This window comes from Vibrio penaeicida, assembly GCF_030689305.1.
Classification (GTDB): Bacteria; Pseudomonadota; Gammaproteobacteria; order Enterobacterales; family Vibrionaceae; genus Vibrio; species Vibrio penaeicida_B.
Genome location: NZ_JAUYVM010000001.1, coordinates 133,887 through 153,073, shown reverse-complemented (window position 1 = coordinate 153,073; position 19,187 = coordinate 133,887). Strand labels below are relative to the sequence as shown.

Genomic DNA, 19,187 nt, shown 5'->3' with positions numbered 1-19,187 from the left:
AATGAGTGATGTAACTCAAGATGTTGTAGAGCAACCAATCGACGAATTGGTTAGCTGGGTAAAACAACACGATTTCTCATTGAACTTGTCTACTGAACGTCTGGCTTTTCTGATTGCGTTAGCCGTTTTAAGTAACGAGAGATTTGATGAAGAGTTGGGTGAGGGAGAGTTGCATGATGCGTTCTCTATCGTCACCCGCTTGTTTGAAGAAACGGGGGAAGCTTCTGCATTTCGGGCGAATAACGCCATCAATGAAATGGTGAAACAGAAGCTATTAAGCCGATTTACCAGTGAAATTACAGAAGGTGCAAGCATCTATCGCTTGTCGCCATTAGCGGTTGGCATTACCGATTATTATGTGCGCCACCGAGAATTTTCAAAGTTACGATTGTCCATTCAGCTGTCCATGGTGGCAGGTGAAATGGAGAAAGCGATCGCAGCTGCAAAAGAAGGCGGGACACCAGGTCATTGGCAAAAAAATGTTTATGGCGTTTTAAAATACTCAGTCGGTGAGATTTTCGATCAAATCGACCTCAATCAGCGAGTCATGGATGAACAGCAGCAATTGGTCAAAGACCAAATAGCAGAGCTGCTGAACCAAGATTGGCGTGAGGCGATCAATAGTTGTGAAGCACTGCTCAGCGAAACATCCGATACCCTAAAAGAACTGCAAGATACACTGCAAGCCGCTGGCGATGAAATGCAAACTCAGATCCTCGATATTCAAGGGCTTGTCTACGCACAGGATGATTTGCAATTCGTTGAAGAAGCGCTTTATGGGCTGCAAATGAAGCTAGACCGCATTGTAAGCTGGGGTCAGCAGACCATCGATCTATGGATCGGTTACGACCGCCATGTTCACAAGTTTATCCGAACCGCTATCGACATGGACAAAAACCGCGCCTTCAGCCAGAGATTACGACAGTCTCTAAAAGACTATCTCGACGCTCCATGGTTGTTGACGTATGCCGACGCCGAAAGGCTGCGAGATATGCGTGATGAAGCTTTGGTTCTGCGTGATGATGAAGTCATGGGGCAGGTACCAATGGATGTCGAATACGAAGAATTTGAGCAAGTTAATGATGAGTTGTCAGAAAGAATAAACGACATGCTCAAGGCTCATAAAGAGCGAGGCGCTTCTATCGATTTGGGAGTGGTTCTACGCGATTACCTTTCGACACACCCACAAACGCATCATTTTGATTTAGCTAGAATTGTTGTCGACCAAGCCGTGCGCTTAGGTTACTCAGAATCTGACTATCAGGCGATTCAACCTGATTGGCAGGCTATCAACGATTTTGGCGCTAAGGTACAAGCAAATGTCATTGACAAATACTGAAGAATATATGCCAGAGAAACTGGCAAAAGCGATTTCTAACCCGCTGTTTCCCGCGCTGGATAGTGTACTTAGAGCAGGGCGACATATCTCCTCTGAAGATATGGACAACCACGCATTGCTGAGTGATTTCGAGACCGAACTTGCCCTGTTTTATCAACGTTACAACACTGAACTAGTAAAAGCGCCTGAAGGATTTTTCTATCTTCGACCACGTTCTACCTCTTTGATTGGTCGAAGTGTTCTTTCGGAGTTAGACATGCTGGTTGGCAAAGTGTTGTGTTTCCTTTATCTGAGCCCCGAAAGACTGGCTCATGAAGGTATTTTTACCAATCAAGAGCTTTACGACGAAATGATCTCGCTAGCGGATGAGAAAAAGCTCATGAAGTTAGTGACCAATCGGGCGACGGGTTCTGATCTCGATCGTGAAAAACTGTTCGATAAAGTCCGCACGTCGTTAAGACGTTTACGCCGATTAGGCATGATTATCTCAATTGGTGAAAACGGAAAGTTCCGCATCAGTGAAGCGGTATTTCGATTTGGTGCCGATGTGCGTGTAGGTGATGACATACGTGAAGCGCAATTACGCCTAATCCGCGATGGTGAAGCCGTTGTTCACCAACAAGAACCTAGCCAAGTCAGCTTGCTAGAAGAGCCTGAAGAAGAACAAGAAATAGAGGGTGAAGTATGATTGAAAGAGGTAAATATCAATCACTAACCATGATCAACTGGAACGGTTTTTTCGCACGTACTTTTGATATCGATGGGTTGGTTACGACACTTTCTGGTGGTAACGGTGCGGGTAAATCGACCACGATGGCGGCGTTTATTACCGCATTAATTCCCGACCAAAGCTTGCTGCATTTCCGAAATACAACAGAAGCCGGTAGCTCTCAAGCCTCGCGCGATAAAGGGTTGTACGGTAAGTTACAACCGGGTGCCTGTTATGCGGTACTTGATGTGGTTAACTCACGCAACCAGCGACTATTGTTTGCCGTAAAATTACAGCAAGTGGCTGGGCGAGACAAAAAAGTCGATATTAAGCCGTTTGTTATTCAGGGTTTACCGAGTCACATCAAACCGACCGATGTGCTTATTGAAAGTGTATCGGAAAAACATGCACGTGTTCGCCAAATCAATGAAGTAAAAGAAACGGTACTTCAGCATGAAGGCGTTCATTTCAAAGCATTCTCTTCCGTTGTTGAATACCACTCGCAAATGTTCGAATTTGGCGTGTTGCCGAAGAAACTTCGCAACAGCAGCGACCGTTCTAAGTTCTATCGATTGATTGAAGCGTCTTTATACGGCGGTATTTCTAGTGCTATCACACGTTCATTGCGCGACTACTTACTGCCTCAAAATGGCGGAGTAAAGAAAGCATTCCAAGACATGGAATCCGCACTGCGTGAAAACCGCATGACGTTGGAAGCCATTAAAACCACTCAAGCTGATAGGGATTTGTTTAAGCATTTAATCACGGAGTCGACGAATTACGTTGCAGCTGATTATATGCGTCATGCGAATGATCGCCGTAACAAGCTTGAATCAACGATGTCTTTGCGCTCAGAGTTGTTTGGATCGCGTTCTCAGTTAATCGAACAGAACAACTTACTTAACCGCGTGCAAGAAGAGCTTGAATTGCTGGTTGAGCAAGAAGGCGGGCTGGAACAAGACCACCAAGCCGCGTCGGATCATCTCCAGCTAGTCCAAAATGCCCTTCGACAACAAGAAAAAATCGAACGCTATCAAGAAGATCTAGAAGAACTGAGCGAGCGCCTTGAAGAGCAAAGCATGGTGGTTGAAGAAGCTCAAGAACGTTTGCTTGAAGCGGAAGAACAGGCGCACATTTCGGAAGAAGAAGTGGACAGCTTGAAAACGCAGCTTGCGGATTACCAGCAAGCGCTGGATGTTCAACAGACTCGTGCATTGCAGTATCAGCAAGCTGTTAAGGCACTGGAAAAAGCGAAAGAACTGGCAGGATTCGATGGTCTCACCTCTGACAATGCCACCACTCTATTGAGCGAGTTAAAGCAATCAGAGCAAGACAAAACAACCGCGTTGTTGTCCATCAAACATAAATTGGACATGTCTTCTGCTGCCGCAGAGCAGTTTGAGCAAGCGTATGCGCTTATTAAGAGCATTGCAGGAGAGGTAGAACGCACTCAGGCTTCTGCTGCCGCCAAAGCTAGCCTACAGAAAGCCCGTGAGAATCAACAACTGCTGCAAAATGAATCACAATGGCAAGCGCAGTATCGTGATTTTGAGAGAAGCCTTAATCAGCAGCGTGTCGCGCAGCAAAGTGTTGCTGAATATCAAAAACAGCACAGTGTAGATTTGGTCGATGAGTTAACTCTCGAGCAAGAACACGAACGTCACAGTGCAACGATTGAATCTGTTGAACATGATAAAGAAGTATTGCGTGAACAACGCAGTGAACTTCGCCGTCATCAGCAAGATGCAGACGCTGAAATCAAAAAGTTTGAAGCTATTGCGCCGACTTGGATTGCTGCTAACGATGCACTTGAAAAGCTGAAAGAGCAATCCGAATCGGATTTATACGACAGTCAGGCAGTGATGTCTGAGATGCAACAAGTCCTTGAGCGAGAGAAGTCTCAATCGATGGCTAAAGATAAGCTAGGTGAACGACGTACTCAGCTGGATCATGAAATTGAACGCTTGGCATCACCGGGTGGCTCTAACGATCCACGTCTTAAAGGGTTAGCGGATACGTTAGGCGGTGTACTGCTTTCTGAAATCTACGACGACATCACGATTGATGATGCGCCGTATTTTAGTGCGATGTACGGTCCAGCACGTCACGCTATTGTGGTGTCTGACCTTTCAGGTATTAAAGAGAAGCTCATAGAGTTAGACGATTGCCCTGAAGACTTGTACATCATCGAAGGTGACGTAGATGCCTTCGACGACAGCTCATTCAACGCCGATGAACTTGAAGGCGCGGTTTGTGTTCAGCTGAACGATCGCCAAATGCGTTACTCTCGTTTCCCTGAAATTCCGTTGTTTGGACGCGCGGCGCGTGAACAACGTTTGTCGCTGCTGCGAGAAGAACGAGACGAAGTTGTGGAGAAGCATGCGAAAGCGTCGTTTGATTCGCAGAAGCTTCAACGCCTTTACCAAGCGTTCAACGAATTTGTGGCAAAACATATTGGTGTCGCTTTTGAAGCAGACCCAGAACAAGCCCTTCAGGTTGCGCGTGATAAACGCAACCAATTCGCTCGCCAGTTATCTGACTTGGAAAACCGAGAACAGCAACAGCGCAGCCAGCTTACGGCATCTAAACAGGCACTGTCACTGCTTGATAAGCTAGCGCCAATGATGGGTGTGATAGAGGATGAAACCTTAGCCGAACGTCATCAAGAATTGGAAGAAAAACTCGCAAGTTTAAGTGAAGCGAAGCACTTCCAGAGCATGCATGGTAAAGCGGTTGCTCAACTTGAAAAAATTGCCTCTGCTCTAGAAGCGGATCCAGAGCAATTCGATGCGCTGCAAGCGGAGCACGAAGCAGCAGATATTGAACTTCAAGGTCTGAAAACGACACTCTTTGCTTTGGCGGATTTGGTAGAGCGTCGTCATCACTTTAGCTATTCCGACTCGGTTGAATTACTGAATAAAAGCAGTGAATTGAGCGAGCAGTTAAAATCAAAGCTAGTGGAAGCGGAGCGAGCGCGTACGCGTCACCGTGAAGTATCAAAGCAGTCTCAACAACAGCTTAGCCAGTATAATCAGGTGCTTGCATCACTTAAAAGTTCACACCAAGCGAAAGCGGAGACAATGCAAGAGTTCCGTGCAGAATTGCAAGAATTTGGTGTTAACGCGGATGCTGGGGCAGAAGAGCGTGCGCGTAATCGTCGCGATGAGTTGCAAGAACGCTTACACGCTTCTCGTAATCGTAAGAGTGAATTTGAGCGCACAATCACATCGACTGAGCTGGAAATGAAAGCTTTGGCGAAGCGCTTGAAGAAAGTTCAGAAAGAATACATTGAACTTCGTACCTTTGTGGTAGCCGCAAAAGCGGGATGGTGTTCTGTTCTTCGGCTTGCAAGAGAAAATGATGTAGAGCGTCGTTTACATCGCCGTGAACTGGCTTACATGTCGGCAGATGAATTACGCTCTATGTCGGATAAGTCACTCGGTGCGTTGCGTCTAGCTGTTGCGGATAATGAAGACCTACGCGATGCATTACGATCGTCCGAAGATAACTCTCGACCAGAGAAAAAGGTGCTCTTTTACATTGCGGTGTATCAGCATCTTCGTGAGCGTATTCGTCAAGATATCATTCGTACAGATGATCCCGTTGAAGCTATTGAAGAAATGGAAGTGGAGCTGGCTCGTCTTACCGAAGAACTGACTCAACGTGAAAACCGTTTGGCAATCAGCTCTGAATCGGTAGCTGCGATCATCAAGAAGACGATTCAACGAGAGCAAAACCGAATTCGCATGCTTAACCAAGGGCTATCGAACATCTACTTTGGTCAGGTAAAAGGCGTTCGCTTGAACGTGAATATTCGTGAAAGCCACGAAATTCTTCTCAATGGTTTAGCAACACAGCAAGAACAACATAAAGATCTGTTTGAAAGTACACGTTTTACCTTCTCTGAAGCGATGGCCAAATTGTTCCAGCGTGTTAACCCACACATTGATATGGGGCAGCGCTCACCGCAAGTGTTGGGCGAGGAGCTGTTAGATTACCGAAACTACTTAGAATTGAGTGTTGAAGTTAACCGCGGCTCAGATGGCTGGCTGCAAGCAGAATCAGGAGCCTTGTCTACGGGTGAAGCCATTGGTACTGGTCAATCCATTCTGCTGATGGTGGTGCAAAGCTGGGAAGAGGAATCTCGACGCTTACGCAGTAAAGATATCGTGCCTTGTCGTCTTCTTTTCTTAGATGAGGCCGCCCGTCTTGATGCGAAATCGATCTCGACACTGTTTGAACTCTGTGACCGTTTGGGCATGCAATTGCTTATTGCCGCACCAGAAAACATCAGCCCAGAAAAAGGGACCACCTATAAACTGGTTCGTAAGGTATTTAAAGACCACGAGCACGTGCATGTTGTAGGGCTAAGAGGGTTTGGTGACACACCTAAGGTAAGTGATGCCGCTCAAGAAGCATTGGAAGAAGCGGATTTAGTTGATTAACTTCCAAGCCTTCACAGCTATTAGCAAATACAATTTGCTAAGCCGAATAACGCCTCCTTTTCTGGAGGCGTTTTTTATTCCATATTTTCATTTCGAACGCACACTGTACTCAAACAAACTCAGGATGTAGGATTCAAAGCTCTACTTTTTAGTTACTTGGGTAGAGTAATAAGCGTATCGCAATGACGGACAGTTTTTATGAAAAGGAAATCGCTAACGGGTCAACTCAGTGATATCGATTTACGCCTACTACGTATTTTTCGTTGTGTGGTGGAATCGGGAGGGTTTTCGGCGGCAGAGGTCGTGTTAAACATCAGCCGCGCGGCGATCAGTGCAGCAATGGCAGACTTAGAGATCCGATTAGGGTTTAAGCTTTGCCATCGCGGGCGATCGGGTTTTTCAATGACCGATGAAGGGCAGCAGGTTTACCAGTACACCCTTCAATTACTTGCATCGTTGGAGGAGTTCAAAACTCAGATTAATACGTTGCATTCGAGCCTCGTCGGTGAATTAAACATTGGTATTACTGACAACATGGTATCGATGACGGAAATGCGCATTACTAATGCTCTTGCGGAGCTAAAAAAAGCCGGGCCAGACGTCACTATTAACATTCGAATGATCCCACCGAATGATGTTGAAAAAGGGGTTCTGGATGGCACTTTGCACGTTGGAATGATTCCGCATATCCGCACGTTATCTGGGCTTCAATATGAACCTTTGTATAACGAGACGTCACTACTTTATTGCGGTTCAGGGCATCCATTGTTTTCCGAGACCGTTCAATCCGTCGATCTCACCGAGTGGGATGCAATTGTGCCTGCTTATGCACAAACACCAAAAATTCAGTCGTTGTATAACACAATGAAAAGTTCAGCAACGGCGACAGATAGGGAAGGCATCGCGTTTCTCTTACTTACAGGGCAGTACTTAGGTTATCTACCGGATCATTTTGCTCAAAGGTGGGTTGATGATGGTGTGATGAAAGCCATTCTGCCTCAGCAATATGGTTACTCCCAGCCTTTTGCCTCCATTACACGTAAAGAGCGTCGAGCAAACTTAGTGTTAGAAACGTTTTTGTCTGCGCTTAACTAAGCGTCACAGTTTACGTCGCGCTCAAATGACATAGAGTATGAATGAAATTTAACCGAAAAAGGTCAACAGACCCTCGCCAGTTTTCCGAAGTGGTCAATTTGGTTAACGCTTTCCGTTTATATGAGAGTTGGCTTGTGTTAGAAATAAAGGCTGTTTGAGCAATAGTAGAATTTCATGGTTTCAGGTACGATTTCGAGAATTTTTTCTGATCAGGTTTTGGCTTATCTTCGCACGCTGGATGAAGAGGTTTCTGACGATCTATTGCCAGAACCAGGAGAAGCTGTTCAATACTTGGAAGACGGTAGCTATCTTTATCTGAGCGATTTCTATCAGTTCCTGAATCGGGTGGAAACGTTGACAGGAAACCCTGATTTTGGCTGGGATATCTATCAAGATTTTGATTTTCGAAACATGGGCATCATGGGGTATGCGATAGTCAATTCGACTCGTCTCAAAGATGCCATATCAGTCACTTGTGATTACGTACAATTAGTGCAAAGCCACACAGAGGTTTTTCTAAGACCTAGCCTCCATCACCCTGATTGCATGGATTTGTGTTACCGCGTGAATTCTGAAGGCTTAGCATCGACGCATGATACCCATATGTCTCTAGGCTTTTTTATCCGCCTTATACAATATTTATGTAATCCAGATTGGAGCCCAGTACTCATTGGTTTAACGCACAGTGAGCGGAAACAAAACATCAGTGAGAAGACTCAGTCTTTGCTTCTGGCAGAACAACCATTCAATTTTGTCACGATAGAAAACCACGTTCTGGAAGCGCAGATTGCTGCATCGGATCAGCGCTTGTATGACATTATGTGCAGCAATTTGACTGAAAAAATCGACCAACAATCTGAAACACTGTCTTTTTTCCAAGAGCTGGAAGATGTCATCTTTCAGCTCTTGTCTGATGAAGAGTGCGGAATTGATAAAGCCGCTGAGCACATGTGCATGAGCCGTCGTACACTTCAGCGCAGATTAGCGGATCACGATGTGAGCTTTTCCTATTTGGTGGATAACGTTCGTCGTCATTTCGCGTGTCAGTTGTTACATGAAGCCGCTATCTCAATGATCGATATCGCTTTAACCTTAGGTTATTCAGAACTTGCTGCGTTCGACAGAGCCTTCAAGCGCTGGCATGGAATTACCCCTACACAATATCGCGAGTTATTTTTTCCCGAGTAGCGGCTTTGTCTTAAGTTATTTTCACCTTCATAGCTTTTTATCCAATGCATATTTTTTTATCTAATGCATGTTTTTTCCTAATGCATAGTTTTTGTCTAATGCATAGTTTTTACCTGTTGCATAGAGTTTTTACCTGTTGCATAGAGTGTTTACTAGGTGAATCGCCGTACATTGCTTACGTGCCACTAAGTTGTCACTTCAAGTCAATACAGCGGCTCCTTACCCCTTTATCTTAATTTGAGTTGTTAACAAGTTGTGAATTTCACAATTGTTCTTGGATATTCAAATTAAGAGAAGGTTTCATGGCAGTCACTCGTTCCAATTCCAAAACATCCCATCACTCTTTTACCCCTCGCGCTCGTGACTTGGGTATACCATTAGAAGGTGAAACCGCCACCTTTAATGCCATCACGGATGTAAAAGGGGTGGAAGTTGGATACACCACCTTGATTGATCCGTTGAAAAAAATGTGTACGGGGGTGACCGCCATTCTTCCTAGAGGGAAAAGAAAATCCCCAAGCCCTGTCTGGGCTGGACAGTATGATCTGAATGGGAATGGAGAAATGACGGGTACCCACTGGATCAATGAGGCAGGGTATTTTCTCGGCCCTGTCTGTATTACGAATACGCACTCTGTTGGTATGGTGCACCATGGTGCGACCCGGTGGATGATGGACACCTACGATACGCACTTCAAAGATGGTCACGCTTGGGCAATGCCCGTTGTGGCAGAAACTTACGATGGTTTTATGAATGACATTACGGCTCAGTTTGTCACTGAATCGGATGTACTTGAAGCGATCAACCGAGCACAGTCTGGTTCAATAGAAGAAGGCAATGTGGGTGGTGGAACGGGCATGCAAACTTACGAATTTAAGGGCGGATCGGGAACCTCATCTCGCTTGGTTCGCATCCCCGGACATGAATTTGTAGTAGGTGTTTTCGTTCAGTCCAATTTTGGTTTAAGGCATGAGTTTAATGTGGCTGGTGTACCTGTAGGTCAATACTTAAACGAAAATTGTCCAATACTTCAAGCGATGGATAGCGACGCAAGAGACACAGGGTCCATTGTTGTAACTATAGCAACGGATGCCCCGTTACTGCCATTACAACTTCAAAGCTTAGCAAAGCGTGCTGCGATAGGGTTAGGCAGAACAGGGACTTCTGGTGGTCACTATTCTGGCGATATCTTTCTTGCATTCTCGACTGCAAACGACAATGGCATGTCGTTCAGTTGTGGCACGGTTTTGGACGCAGTTCTGCCTTTAGAGCATGTGAATGAACATTACTTAGACGAGTTCTACATGGCGACGGTTCAAGCCGTGGAAGAAGCGATTTTGAATGCCATGGTGGCAGCAAAAACGACGTTAAGCGTGAAACCCAAAGGATTGGTGTTTGATGAAATTGACCATCAAAAATTACGTTCGCTGCTAAAGAAGCATAACCGTTTAGTTGATAGACACTAGGGTCAACAGACCCTAAAACCAATACACATTTATCTGTCAAAGGACTGAAGAGAGAAGTGCAATGAATAATTCGATACAACATCCCAATTTACTGTCCATCATGATGCTTGCGTGTGCGGGAGTATTACCGGCTTTCGTGTTTCTCGTCGCCCCTGTCTTCGTTGGTGGGTTGGTTGAAACGGGAATGGCGGTTGATCAAGCTGGCTTCTTGCTGTCGGCAGAGCTAGGGGGCTTTGCTGTTGGTGGGCTAATAGCAACACTGTGTTTGAAAAACACCCAATGGACCAGAATCGTATTCGTAGCGTTGTGGATGATGATTTCTGGGAACATTGCCAGTGCCTATATTTCTAGCAGTCATGAAAGTAGTTATGAGGTGTTGATGTGGGTGCGCGTGATGTGTGGATTAGGTAGCGGAAGTTTGGCGGCCATCATTAACATTGCGCTAAGCAAAGCACAAAATAGCGATCGAGCGTTTGCGTATTTGTTGTTTGCTCAACTCTCTTTCAGTGCGCTAGGCATATACTTTTTCCCTAATGTCATTGCCTCTGTTGGCAGCGTTAATGTCATATTTTATGTGCTCGCAGGATTGTGTGTATTGGTGCTGGCTGCGGCACCTATATGGACTAGAAAGCTCTCTATTTCGATCTCGCCCGTCACATCATCTTCTGATACGTCGTCGACGCGTAGTATCGTCATTCTGCTTTCTGTTTGTACAATGTTCTTTTTTTACGCTGGCGAGAATACGGTGTGGGCGTTTTTAGAGATCATTGCCGAAGAAGGGGGAATTGCAAACAGTGAGATTGGGGCGTTACTTGGGACGATAGGCTTAGCCGGTCTTGCGGGCGCTGCGTGCGCCGTAGTTCAAGCTGAAAAACTAGGTCGACTATTTCCCATTCTGCTGACTATCGGCATTCAAGTTGTTGTTGTCATACTTTTACAAGGCAATTTTGAGACCATGCCGTTTTTGTACCTCGCTTCAATATTTAACTTTCTTTGGAATTACTGCGCGCCATATTTGTTTGCGGTCGTGGCAGATTCAGATTCATCAGGTCGAGCGGTGGCACTTAGCATCCCTGCATTAGGTGCGGGGCTAACAGCCGGTCCTTTAGTTGTTGGGGTATTACTACCAAACTTTGGGTTGTCAGTTGTCAATAGCATAGCAATTGGCGCTCTTGTAATAAGTGCAATTGCCGTGCTGCCACTATTACGCAAGTCGTGGGCTTTTAAAGCAGAAACGGTCAGCTAAGAGATGTAAACAACGTCGGATACCCCCCTTTTTCAACTCAGACTAATAAACAAATCTGGTTGAATGAAAATCAAGGCACCCTAACGTCCTATTCAAAAGGTATTAGGGTGTTTTTTTATGGGACTAAGGAGATTACTTGCGTAATTAAACGGTTAACTTAGCGTAACTAACTCTGTATTTAAGTTGCTTAACTTGAATATTACATTGGAGGAAGTGTGTAACCAATAAGGCGATCAGAATATGGAAGTTCAATCTTCTCAACACAGCTCCTTAACCTCAAACAGCAGTACGTTAACCAAGAAACAGCTGGATGCGCACTGGATGGCTTTTACAGGGAACCGAGATTTCAAACGTGCGCCCAGAATCATCCAGTCTGCAAACGGTCGATACTATACCGATGATAAAGGACGCGAGATCTTTGACGGTTTATCGGGCTTGTGGACCTGCGGATTGGGGCATTGTCATCCGAGCATAACAGAAGCGATATCTAAGCAGGCAGCCATGCTCGATTATTCCCCTGCCTTTCAATTTGGTCATCCAAAAGCCTTTGAGCTGGCAGAACGTATCGCCTCGCTGATGCCACAAGATTTAAACCGAGTTTTCTTTACAGGATCTGGGTCAGAATCGGTTGATACTGCGCTGAAGATAGCGAGAGCGTATTGGAAGAAGCGCGGTAAAGCCGGTAAGACAAAGTTGATTGGACGTGCCAAGGGTTACCACGGCGTGAATTATGGTGGAATCAGTGTTGGTGGTATTGGCGCTAACCGAAGCCTCTATGGTGAAGGGCTGGCGAGTGATCACCTTTCTCACACCTTGTTGGAAGAGAACCGCTTTTCCAAAGGGCTTCCAGAAACTGGGGCTTCATTGGCGAATGAACTTGAAGAAAAAGTACTGTTGCATGGCGCAGATAACATTGCCGCTGTGATAGTAGAGCCAATTGCTGGGAGTGCTGGCGTGCTACCACCCCCGAAAGGGTATTTGTCCCGCTTAAGAGATTTATGCACCAAGCACGACATCTTACTGATTTTTGATGAAGTAATTACCGGTTTCGGGCGAATGGGAGCAAACAGTGCGGCGGAACTCTTCGGAGTGAAACCCGATTTAATGACGATTGCCAAGCAGCTCACCAATGGTGCTATTCCAATGGGGGCGGTGGTGGCATCGCAGCCTATTTACGACACATTTATGGAAACGGGTGGGTCGGAGTATTTGCTGGAATTACCTCATGGCTACACCTATTCAGCGCACCCAATTGCGTGTGCCGCCGCTTTGGCAGCATTAGACGTGATTGAACAAGAGGGTGTGATATCTCAAGTGCGTGATCTATCGCCACTCTTCGAGAAGAAAGTCCATAGCCTTCAGTCTCATGACTCCGTACTCGATATTCGAAATTTTGGCTTGGCAGCCGGTCTCACGTTCTTAGCCAAAGAAGGACAGCCACTGCTACGACCATACCAGATAGCCATGTCCTGTTGGCAAAAGGGTTTTTACGTACGTTATGGCGGCGACACAATTCAGCTAGGTGTGCCATTTCAAACAACTGAAAAAGAACTCGACACATTAATTAATGCGTTGGGCGAAGCGATAGAAGAAACAAAGGATTAAAACATGGAAACGATAGGGCATTGGATAAATGGAAGATATGTACAACCACAGGGGCGAGAGCAGGGGGTATACAACCCTGCCCACGGAGAAATACGACGAAATGTGCAGTTGGCAGAACGAGGCACGGTCGAAGATGCGATTCTCGCGGCACAAGCGGCGTTCCAAAGCTGGCGAGACACCCCAGCAACCAAAAGAGCAAGAGTCATGTTCCACTTTAAGCAGCTGGTGGAAGAAAATCTGGAGCGATTGGCTCATCTAATTGGAGAGGAGCATGGTAAAACCTTCAGTGATGCGATGGGAGAACTTCAGCGCGGGTTGGAAAATATTGAATTTGCATGCGGCATTGCAGATGCATTGAAAGGCGAACACAGTAAAAACGTAGGAACGGGCATCGATTCCTGGAGTGAATTTCAGCCGCTGGGCGTGGTTGCGGGAATCACACCGTTCAATTTCCCTGTTATGGTGCCGATGTGGATGTTCCCTCTGGCGATTGCATGTGGGAATACCTTCGTTTTGAAGCCATCTGAACGTGTGCCGAGTTCCACTTTGTTGTTAGGTGAATTACTGTCACAAGCAGGGTTGCCAAATGGTGTGTTCAATATAGTCAATGGCGACAAAGAAGCCGTGGATGTACTGCTTTCAGATGAACGAATCAAAGCCGTCAGTTTCGTTGGTTCAACAACCATCGCGGAGACGATTTATAAGAAAGCGTCGGAAAATGGTAAGCGTTGCCAAGCATTGGGCGGTGCGAAAAATCACGCCATAGTGATGCCTGATGCCGATATTGATAGTACGGTAAATCAGCTGCTCGGCGCAGCATTTGGATCATCTGGTGAACGATGCATGGCGTTATCTGTTGTTGTCGCGGTCGGTGATGCGATGGCAGACCAATTGGTTGAAAAACTTCAGCAAGAAATGAGTAAGCTGCAAGTGGGAAGCTGCGAGCAAAGCGAAAGTGATTTTGGCCCGTTAATCACGTATCAGCATCAACAAAAAGTGTCTGGCTATATTGATAGCGCACAAGAGCAAGGCGCAGATATAGTGGTCGATGGTCGAAACATCGAAGTGGCTGGGTATGAATCTGGCTACTTTATTGGCGGTACACTCATCGATAATGTCACGGCAGAGATGACCAGTTACCAAGAGGAAATTTTTGGACCAGTCCTTCAAGTGATGCGAGTGGAGTCGATGGAAGACGCTATGTCACTTATCAATGATCATGAGTATGGTAATGGCACCTGTATTTTCACCCGCGATGGCGAAGCCGCTCGGTATTTCTCCGATCGAATTGAAGTTGGAATGGTGGGAATTAATGTTCCCTTGCCAGTTCCCGTTTCTTACCACAGTTTTGGTGGATGGAAGCGCTCACTATTTGGTGACTTGTCGGCGTATGGTCCTGATGGTATTCGTTTTTACACCAAGAGAAAAACCATTACTCAAAGATGGCTTTCAGCAGATTTACGCGAAAGTGCTCAGTTTGCTTTTCCGAGTTAAAAACCACTTCCATTATTTTATTAAATAGCCCTTATTTGGGCTTTTTGTAATTTATGCGGTTCACGTCATTAAATCGATATGCATTTAATTGTCTTGCTTGTGTAAAATCCTTGAATTATATGAAAAACCTGACGTTAGGTTAGAGATGTAAGTGCCAGTCAACAGACTGAAAATAGCACTTGTCACTGTATGGCTAAGGATACAAAAAATGAACTGCACAAGTTGTATTACAGGCGTTTTAGAACCCAAATTTATCGATGGTATGTTTCCTGCTCACATCTGCAATGAATGTGAGGGAAATTGGATACTGGTTGAAGATTATGTTGCTTGGAAGGAAGATAACCCAGCGTACCCGATTTCAAATTCCGTAACATGCGAAATAAGTGACACAGAAACTGCGCTTCTATGCCCACAAACGGGTACGATCATGCGTAAGCTTCGTATCTCCAGCAATATTTCACATCGTTTAGATTACAGCGTGGCAGTCGGCGGTATTTGGTTGGATAAAGGAGAGTGGAGCATTATTCGCGAAGGTGGATTGGCGAACTCTTTGAATGCAGTTGTTACCACTCAATGGCAGAAGAACATACGTACCAACAACTCAACTGAGAACTTTGTTTCGCTCTACAATGATAAATTCGGCGAAGAAACTTACGAGAAACTCAAAGACATTCGCAGTTGGATTAATGCTCACCCAAATAAACATGATCTACAGGCGTATCTATCGGCAGAAGACCCGTATTCAGCTGAGCGGTAATCGCCTTCCTTGTGGCAATCTAGAATGGGTTTAGGTTGCCATTTAAATTAATGGAATGCTGTTCTGTTAATTTAAATATTCTATGGTAAGCTATTCGGAATTGTTACTTTTGGTCTGGGTTTACCATGTTTGATGCTATCAAAGACTTTATTAATCCGGGGAAAAACCCCGATCTTTCCTCTGCTTTTGACTATCAAGAGTCCCACTTGCCTACATTGTGGCTACTTGGAAAAACCGGTGCAGGAAAATCCTCATTGATCCAAGCATTAACAGGGTTGACCTCTGTAGAAGTCGGTAACGGCTTTGCACCATGTACTATGACTTCGTCTTCCTATGACTTTCCTCAAGATAAACCCGTACTGCGATTTTTGGATACTCGCGGGCTTGGTGAGGCAGAATACGATCCGACAGACGATATCCGTGTGTGCGCTGAGAAAGGCCATGCTTTGTTGGTTGTGGCGAAAGTTGATGAGCCTGAACAAAGCTCAGTATTGGAAGCACTAAAGCAGATTCGTAAACAGTCTGATATCAAGCACGTTCTCGTTATTCATACCGCTGTAAATCAAGTTGATAAAGAAGATAGGGGGCGAATGATGTCTTATAATCAGGCTCAGTTTGAAAAAGCATGGGGTAAAAAGCTGCCTTCCATAGATGTGGACTTTGAATGTGACTCTGAGCATTACTTCCATCTTGATGAAATGATAAATGCATTGTCTGAAATGTTACCTATTGTAGGGTTAATGGTGAGAGACAAAGAGTTCTCCTCTTTTGAAGAAGAGAATTTCGATAAGTTAGAAAATGAAGTGCTTTGGTATTCTGGCAGTGCAAGCGCTTCAGACTTAGTTCCAGCCGTTGGGTTGGTATCTGTTCCTGCTATTCAGGCAAAGATGCTGCATAGTTTGGCAAATCAATATGGCGTGGAATGGAACAAAAGAACGTTTAGTGAATTGATTGGCACATTGGGCACCAGTTTTGGCGTGCAATATGGTGTGAAACTTGGCGCAAGGCAGTTGGTTAAGTTGATCCCTGGTTTCGGGCAAACCGTGGGGGCTGTCGCTGCTGCAGCCATTAGCTTTGCAACCACTTATGGTCTTGGTCGAGCAGCATGCTATTACCTTTATCATAAAAGCAAAGGTGAAACGGTCAGTAGCGAAACCATGCAAAAATTGTACAAAGACGCATTCAAAAAAGGCAAGAAGGTCGCAAGTGATGACGAGAGTTAAGAAAGGGTTAAAGAGCTTAAATCGGTATACTGGTGGGCTGATTGCGGTCTCTTTGATAGGCATAATTTTCCCTGCTCTCGTATTGAGTGGTTTCGGTCTTTATGCTGTTATTGAGCACGGATATGTAGTGCCGTTCGCTATCGCCTTGTTAGTCTCGGCATTGATGATTTTTATTCCTCGCTTTATTTGGAAAAAAGCCAAAGAAAACAACCCACAAGAAGATCAAGACGATTTTGTTGAACCGTCGAATGATTGGTCTGATTCTGAACAAGAAATATGGTCTAGCAGCAATCAGGCTATCGAGAGATTGCTTGATCAAAACGATGACTGGGGTGTGTTAAAAGCACACGGCTTTAATATCGCAGAACTGGTCGCTCAGTCGTTTGGAAAAAAAGAACTGGACTTCACTGTACCCGAAGGGCTACAGCTAATGGAAGAAATCAGCAGGCGCTATCGGCGGGTACTCAATGATCATGTTCCTGCCGTCGATATGGTGAAAGTATCTCAGATCAAATGGCTTTACGAGACCGGTGATAAGTATGGTGAAACAGCGCTAAAAGTGGGTAAACGTGGCATGCTAGCCTGGAGAATACTCCGAGCAGCCAACCCCGCTGCTGCGGTTGCCAATGAAGTGAGGAGCAAAATGCTGGGTTCGATAACAGACCAGATATCCGATAACCTTCAGAGAAACGCCAAACGAGCGTTACTTCAGGAAGTGGCAAAAGTGTGTATTGACCTATACAGCGGTCGCTACACGATAGAAGACGATCAAATATCGACAAGCAAAATCAGTAAAGAAGATGAAAAACATAAAGCACCACCGATCGAACCGGTTCGAGTTACCTTGGTAGGGCAGCTCAGCGCGGGCAAATCTTCTTTAGTAAACGCGCTAACAAATGAAATGAATGCAGAAGTCGACATGCTGCCTGCAACAGACGATATCACAGTGTATCAGTGCAACATCGAGGGCGATAAAACACTAAAACTAGTGGACATGCCAGGTTTGGATGGGGACAAGAAAAGCACTCAAAATATGCTGAAACAAATGACTCAGTCAGATCTTGTTCTTTGGGTACTTAAGGCGAATCAATCTTCTCGCCAATTAGATTTGGCATTAGCAAAAGAATTTGAAGCGTTCTATAAGCACCCCAAAAACATTTCTCTCAAAAGACCAAAACTAATTGGTGTCGTGAATCAGGTAGATAAACTCAAGCCCACATCAGAATGGTATCCACCCTATGATCTCAATGACACAGATAATCCAAAATCAATGACCATTCAAGCGGCAATGGCATTTAATCAAAACCTGTTGCCATTCGATCAAGTACTTCCTCTAGCTATCCCGGAAAACAAACCCATGTATGGATTATTAGAGCTGGAAGAGGAAATTCAGCACAAATGCGATGAAGCCAAAAATGTTCAGCTCAACCGCCAAAGAAATGAGGCAAAAGGATCGGCAGGCATACTTAAACAGGGTAAGCGCTTGTTTAAGGCGAGCGGCAAGGTGGTAAAAAATATTGTCTAGCCTTGTTGACGCTAAATGTATCTAAATGTGCGTGAGCGATACCTCACTGAAAAGGTCGACAAAACGCCCCCGCCCTATTTGAAATGCGTTGAATAGTTACCCATATTTGCTTGTTTTCTCAACAAAGTTGGGCAATAGTAGCCGTTTTGTTTTTCTTTGATTTAGGTAAGTGAATGATAATTAACCATGTTTCTGTGGGGGCGAGCAATGTAGAAAAGTCGGCTGCTTTTTACGACAAAGTGCTGGCAACGCTAGGGATATCCCGCTCTCATACTATAGAAGGCGAAGCGATAAGCTACGGCACCAATTTTGAATTTTGGGTGGGTTGTATTTGCGGAAAACATTCTATTTCGGGTACGGGGACGCACATTGCATTTAATGCCCCTTCCGAAGAATCAGTAAAGGCATTTCATGCGGTTGCGATAGAAAATGGCGGACTGTGCGCAGGAGAGCCAGGTCCAAGACCTGAGTACGGTGATGCCTACTATGCCGCTTATGTTCATGACTTGGATGGCAACAAAATTGAAGCGGTTTGTACTTAACCTGAACTCTGGTTACTTGGGTATAACCCACCTAGAATGTCATAGCGAGTGAGGTGGTTTAATGTGAGACCTTTCCTCGTAACTTTTTGGTTTGACCGCGCTGTGTTTTTTTATCCATGCGCTTCATTTTGGAAGAGAAAGTAGGTTTAGTATCTCGCCTTTTCTTTTCGATGACTGTCGCAGAGCGAACGAGTTCGGCAAGTCGGTTATAGGCATCTTCTCTGTTTTGCTCTTGAGTTCGGAATTGCTGCGCTTTGATAACGATAATGCCGTCTTTAGTGATACGGCTGTCTTTTAATCGTAAAAGGCGCTCTTTATAGAAATCAGGAAGGGCAGATTTGTTGATATCGAATCTTAAGTGAATGGCACTGGATACTTTGTTAACATTTTGCCCACCAGCGCCTTGGGCTCGGATGGCTTCTGTGTGTATTTCCCATGATGAAATCGCTACGGAATTTGATATTTTGATCAAACTTTTACTCTCAAGCTATTGCTAAGAGATCTCTAAAACTTAAGACCTGTTAACCTCAAGTTTTAGAAATCTTACGGAATT

Annotated in this window: 14 protein-coding genes; 13 read left to right on the top strand and 1 reads right to left on the bottom strand. The window is 45.1% G+C overall.

Going from position 1 to position 19,187, the window contains the following annotated elements; translation table 11 throughout:
* Position 1: 1 nt before the first annotated feature.
* The 13 genes from mukF to Q8W40_RS00570 all read left to right on the top strand — a co-directional run bounded on the left by mukF (position 2) and on the right by Q8W40_RS00570 (position 18,634).
* A complete protein-coding gene (gene mukF / locus Q8W40_RS00630; protein ID WP_305395438.1) occupies positions 2-1,339 on the top strand; it encodes a chromosome partition protein MukF in 1,338 nt (445 codons plus the stop codon).
* Positions 1,320-2,027 carry a chromosome partition protein MukE gene (gene mukE, locus Q8W40_RS00625; protein WP_305395437.1) on the top strand — a complete coding sequence of 236 codons (708 nt, stop codon included), beginning with the start codon at positions 1,320-1,322 and terminating at the stop codon, positions 2,025-2,027. The genes mukF and mukE overlap by 20 nt, the downstream gene beginning before the upstream one ends.
* Positions 2,024-6,493 carry a chromosome partition protein MukB gene (mukB, locus tag Q8W40_RS00620; RefSeq protein WP_305395436.1) on the top strand — a complete coding sequence of 1,490 codons (4,470 nt, stop codon included), beginning with the start codon at positions 2,024-2,026 and terminating at the stop codon, positions 6,491-6,493. Before mukE ends, mukB begins: the two co-directional genes overlap by 4 nt.
* Positions 6,494-6,691: 198 nt before the next feature.
* Positions 6,692-7,588: a LysR family transcriptional regulator gene (locus tag Q8W40_RS00615; protein WP_305395435.1), complete on the top strand. Its 897-nt coding sequence runs from the start codon at positions 6,692-6,694 to the stop codon at positions 7,586-7,588.
* Positions 7,589-7,762: 174 nt separating this feature from the next.
* Positions 7,763-8,776, top strand: a complete 1,014-nt coding sequence (locus tag Q8W40_RS00610; protein WP_305395434.1) for an AraC family transcriptional regulator — start codon at positions 7,763-7,765, stop codon at positions 8,774-8,776.
* 302 nt (positions 8,777-9,078) lie between these two features.
* Positions 9,079-10,242: a DmpA family aminopeptidase gene (locus Q8W40_RS00605; RefSeq protein WP_305395433.1), complete on the top strand. Its 1,164-nt coding sequence runs from the start codon at positions 9,079-9,081 to the stop codon at positions 10,240-10,242.
* 61 nt (positions 10,243-10,303) lie between these two features.
* A complete protein-coding gene (locus Q8W40_RS00600) occupies positions 10,304-11,488 on the top strand; it encodes a hypothetical protein (RefSeq protein ID WP_305395432.1) in 1,185 nt (394 codons plus the stop codon).
* 240 nt (positions 11,489-11,728) lie between these two features.
* Positions 11,729-13,093, top strand: a complete 1,365-nt coding sequence (locus Q8W40_RS00595) for an aspartate aminotransferase family protein (protein ID WP_305395431.1) — start codon at positions 11,729-11,731, stop codon at positions 13,091-13,093.
* Between the two features lie 3 nt (positions 13,094-13,096).
* Positions 13,097-14,587 (top strand): CoA-acylating methylmalonate-semialdehyde dehydrogenase, encoded by a 1,491-nt coding sequence (locus Q8W40_RS00590; protein WP_305395430.1) that lies wholly within the window; start codon positions 13,097-13,099, stop codon positions 14,585-14,587.
* Between the two features lie 208 nt (positions 14,588-14,795).
* The gene (locus Q8W40_RS00585) at positions 14,796-15,344 is read left to right on the top strand and encodes a hypothetical protein (protein ID WP_305395429.1); all 549 of its coding nucleotides are present in this window, start codon (positions 14,796-14,798) and stop codon (positions 15,342-15,344) included.
* 125 nt (positions 15,345-15,469) lie between these two features.
* On the top strand, positions 15,470-16,567 hold the full coding sequence (locus Q8W40_RS00580; RefSeq protein WP_305395428.1) for a YcjF family protein: 1,098 nt from the start codon (positions 15,470-15,472) through the stop codon (positions 16,565-16,567).
* Positions 16,554-18,092 carry a GTPase family protein gene (locus Q8W40_RS00575; protein WP_305395427.1) on the top strand — a complete coding sequence of 513 codons (1,539 nt, stop codon included), beginning with the start codon at positions 16,554-16,556 and terminating at the stop codon, positions 18,090-18,092. The genes Q8W40_RS00580 and Q8W40_RS00575 overlap by 14 nt, the downstream gene beginning before the upstream one ends.
* A 173-nt stretch (positions 18,093-18,265) precedes the next feature.
* A complete protein-coding gene (locus Q8W40_RS00570; RefSeq protein ID WP_305395426.1) occupies positions 18,266-18,634 on the top strand; it encodes a VOC family protein in 369 nt (122 codons plus the stop codon).
* Positions 18,635-18,692: 58 nt separating this feature from the next.
* Here Q8W40_RS00570 and arfB read toward each other — a convergent pair whose 3' ends face one another.
* Entirely contained in the window at positions 18,693-19,106 is a 414-nt protein-coding gene (arfB, locus tag Q8W40_RS00565) for an alternative ribosome rescue aminoacyl-tRNA hydrolase ArfB (protein ID WP_305395425.1), read from the bottom strand.
* Positions 19,107-19,187: the final 81 nt, after the last annotated feature.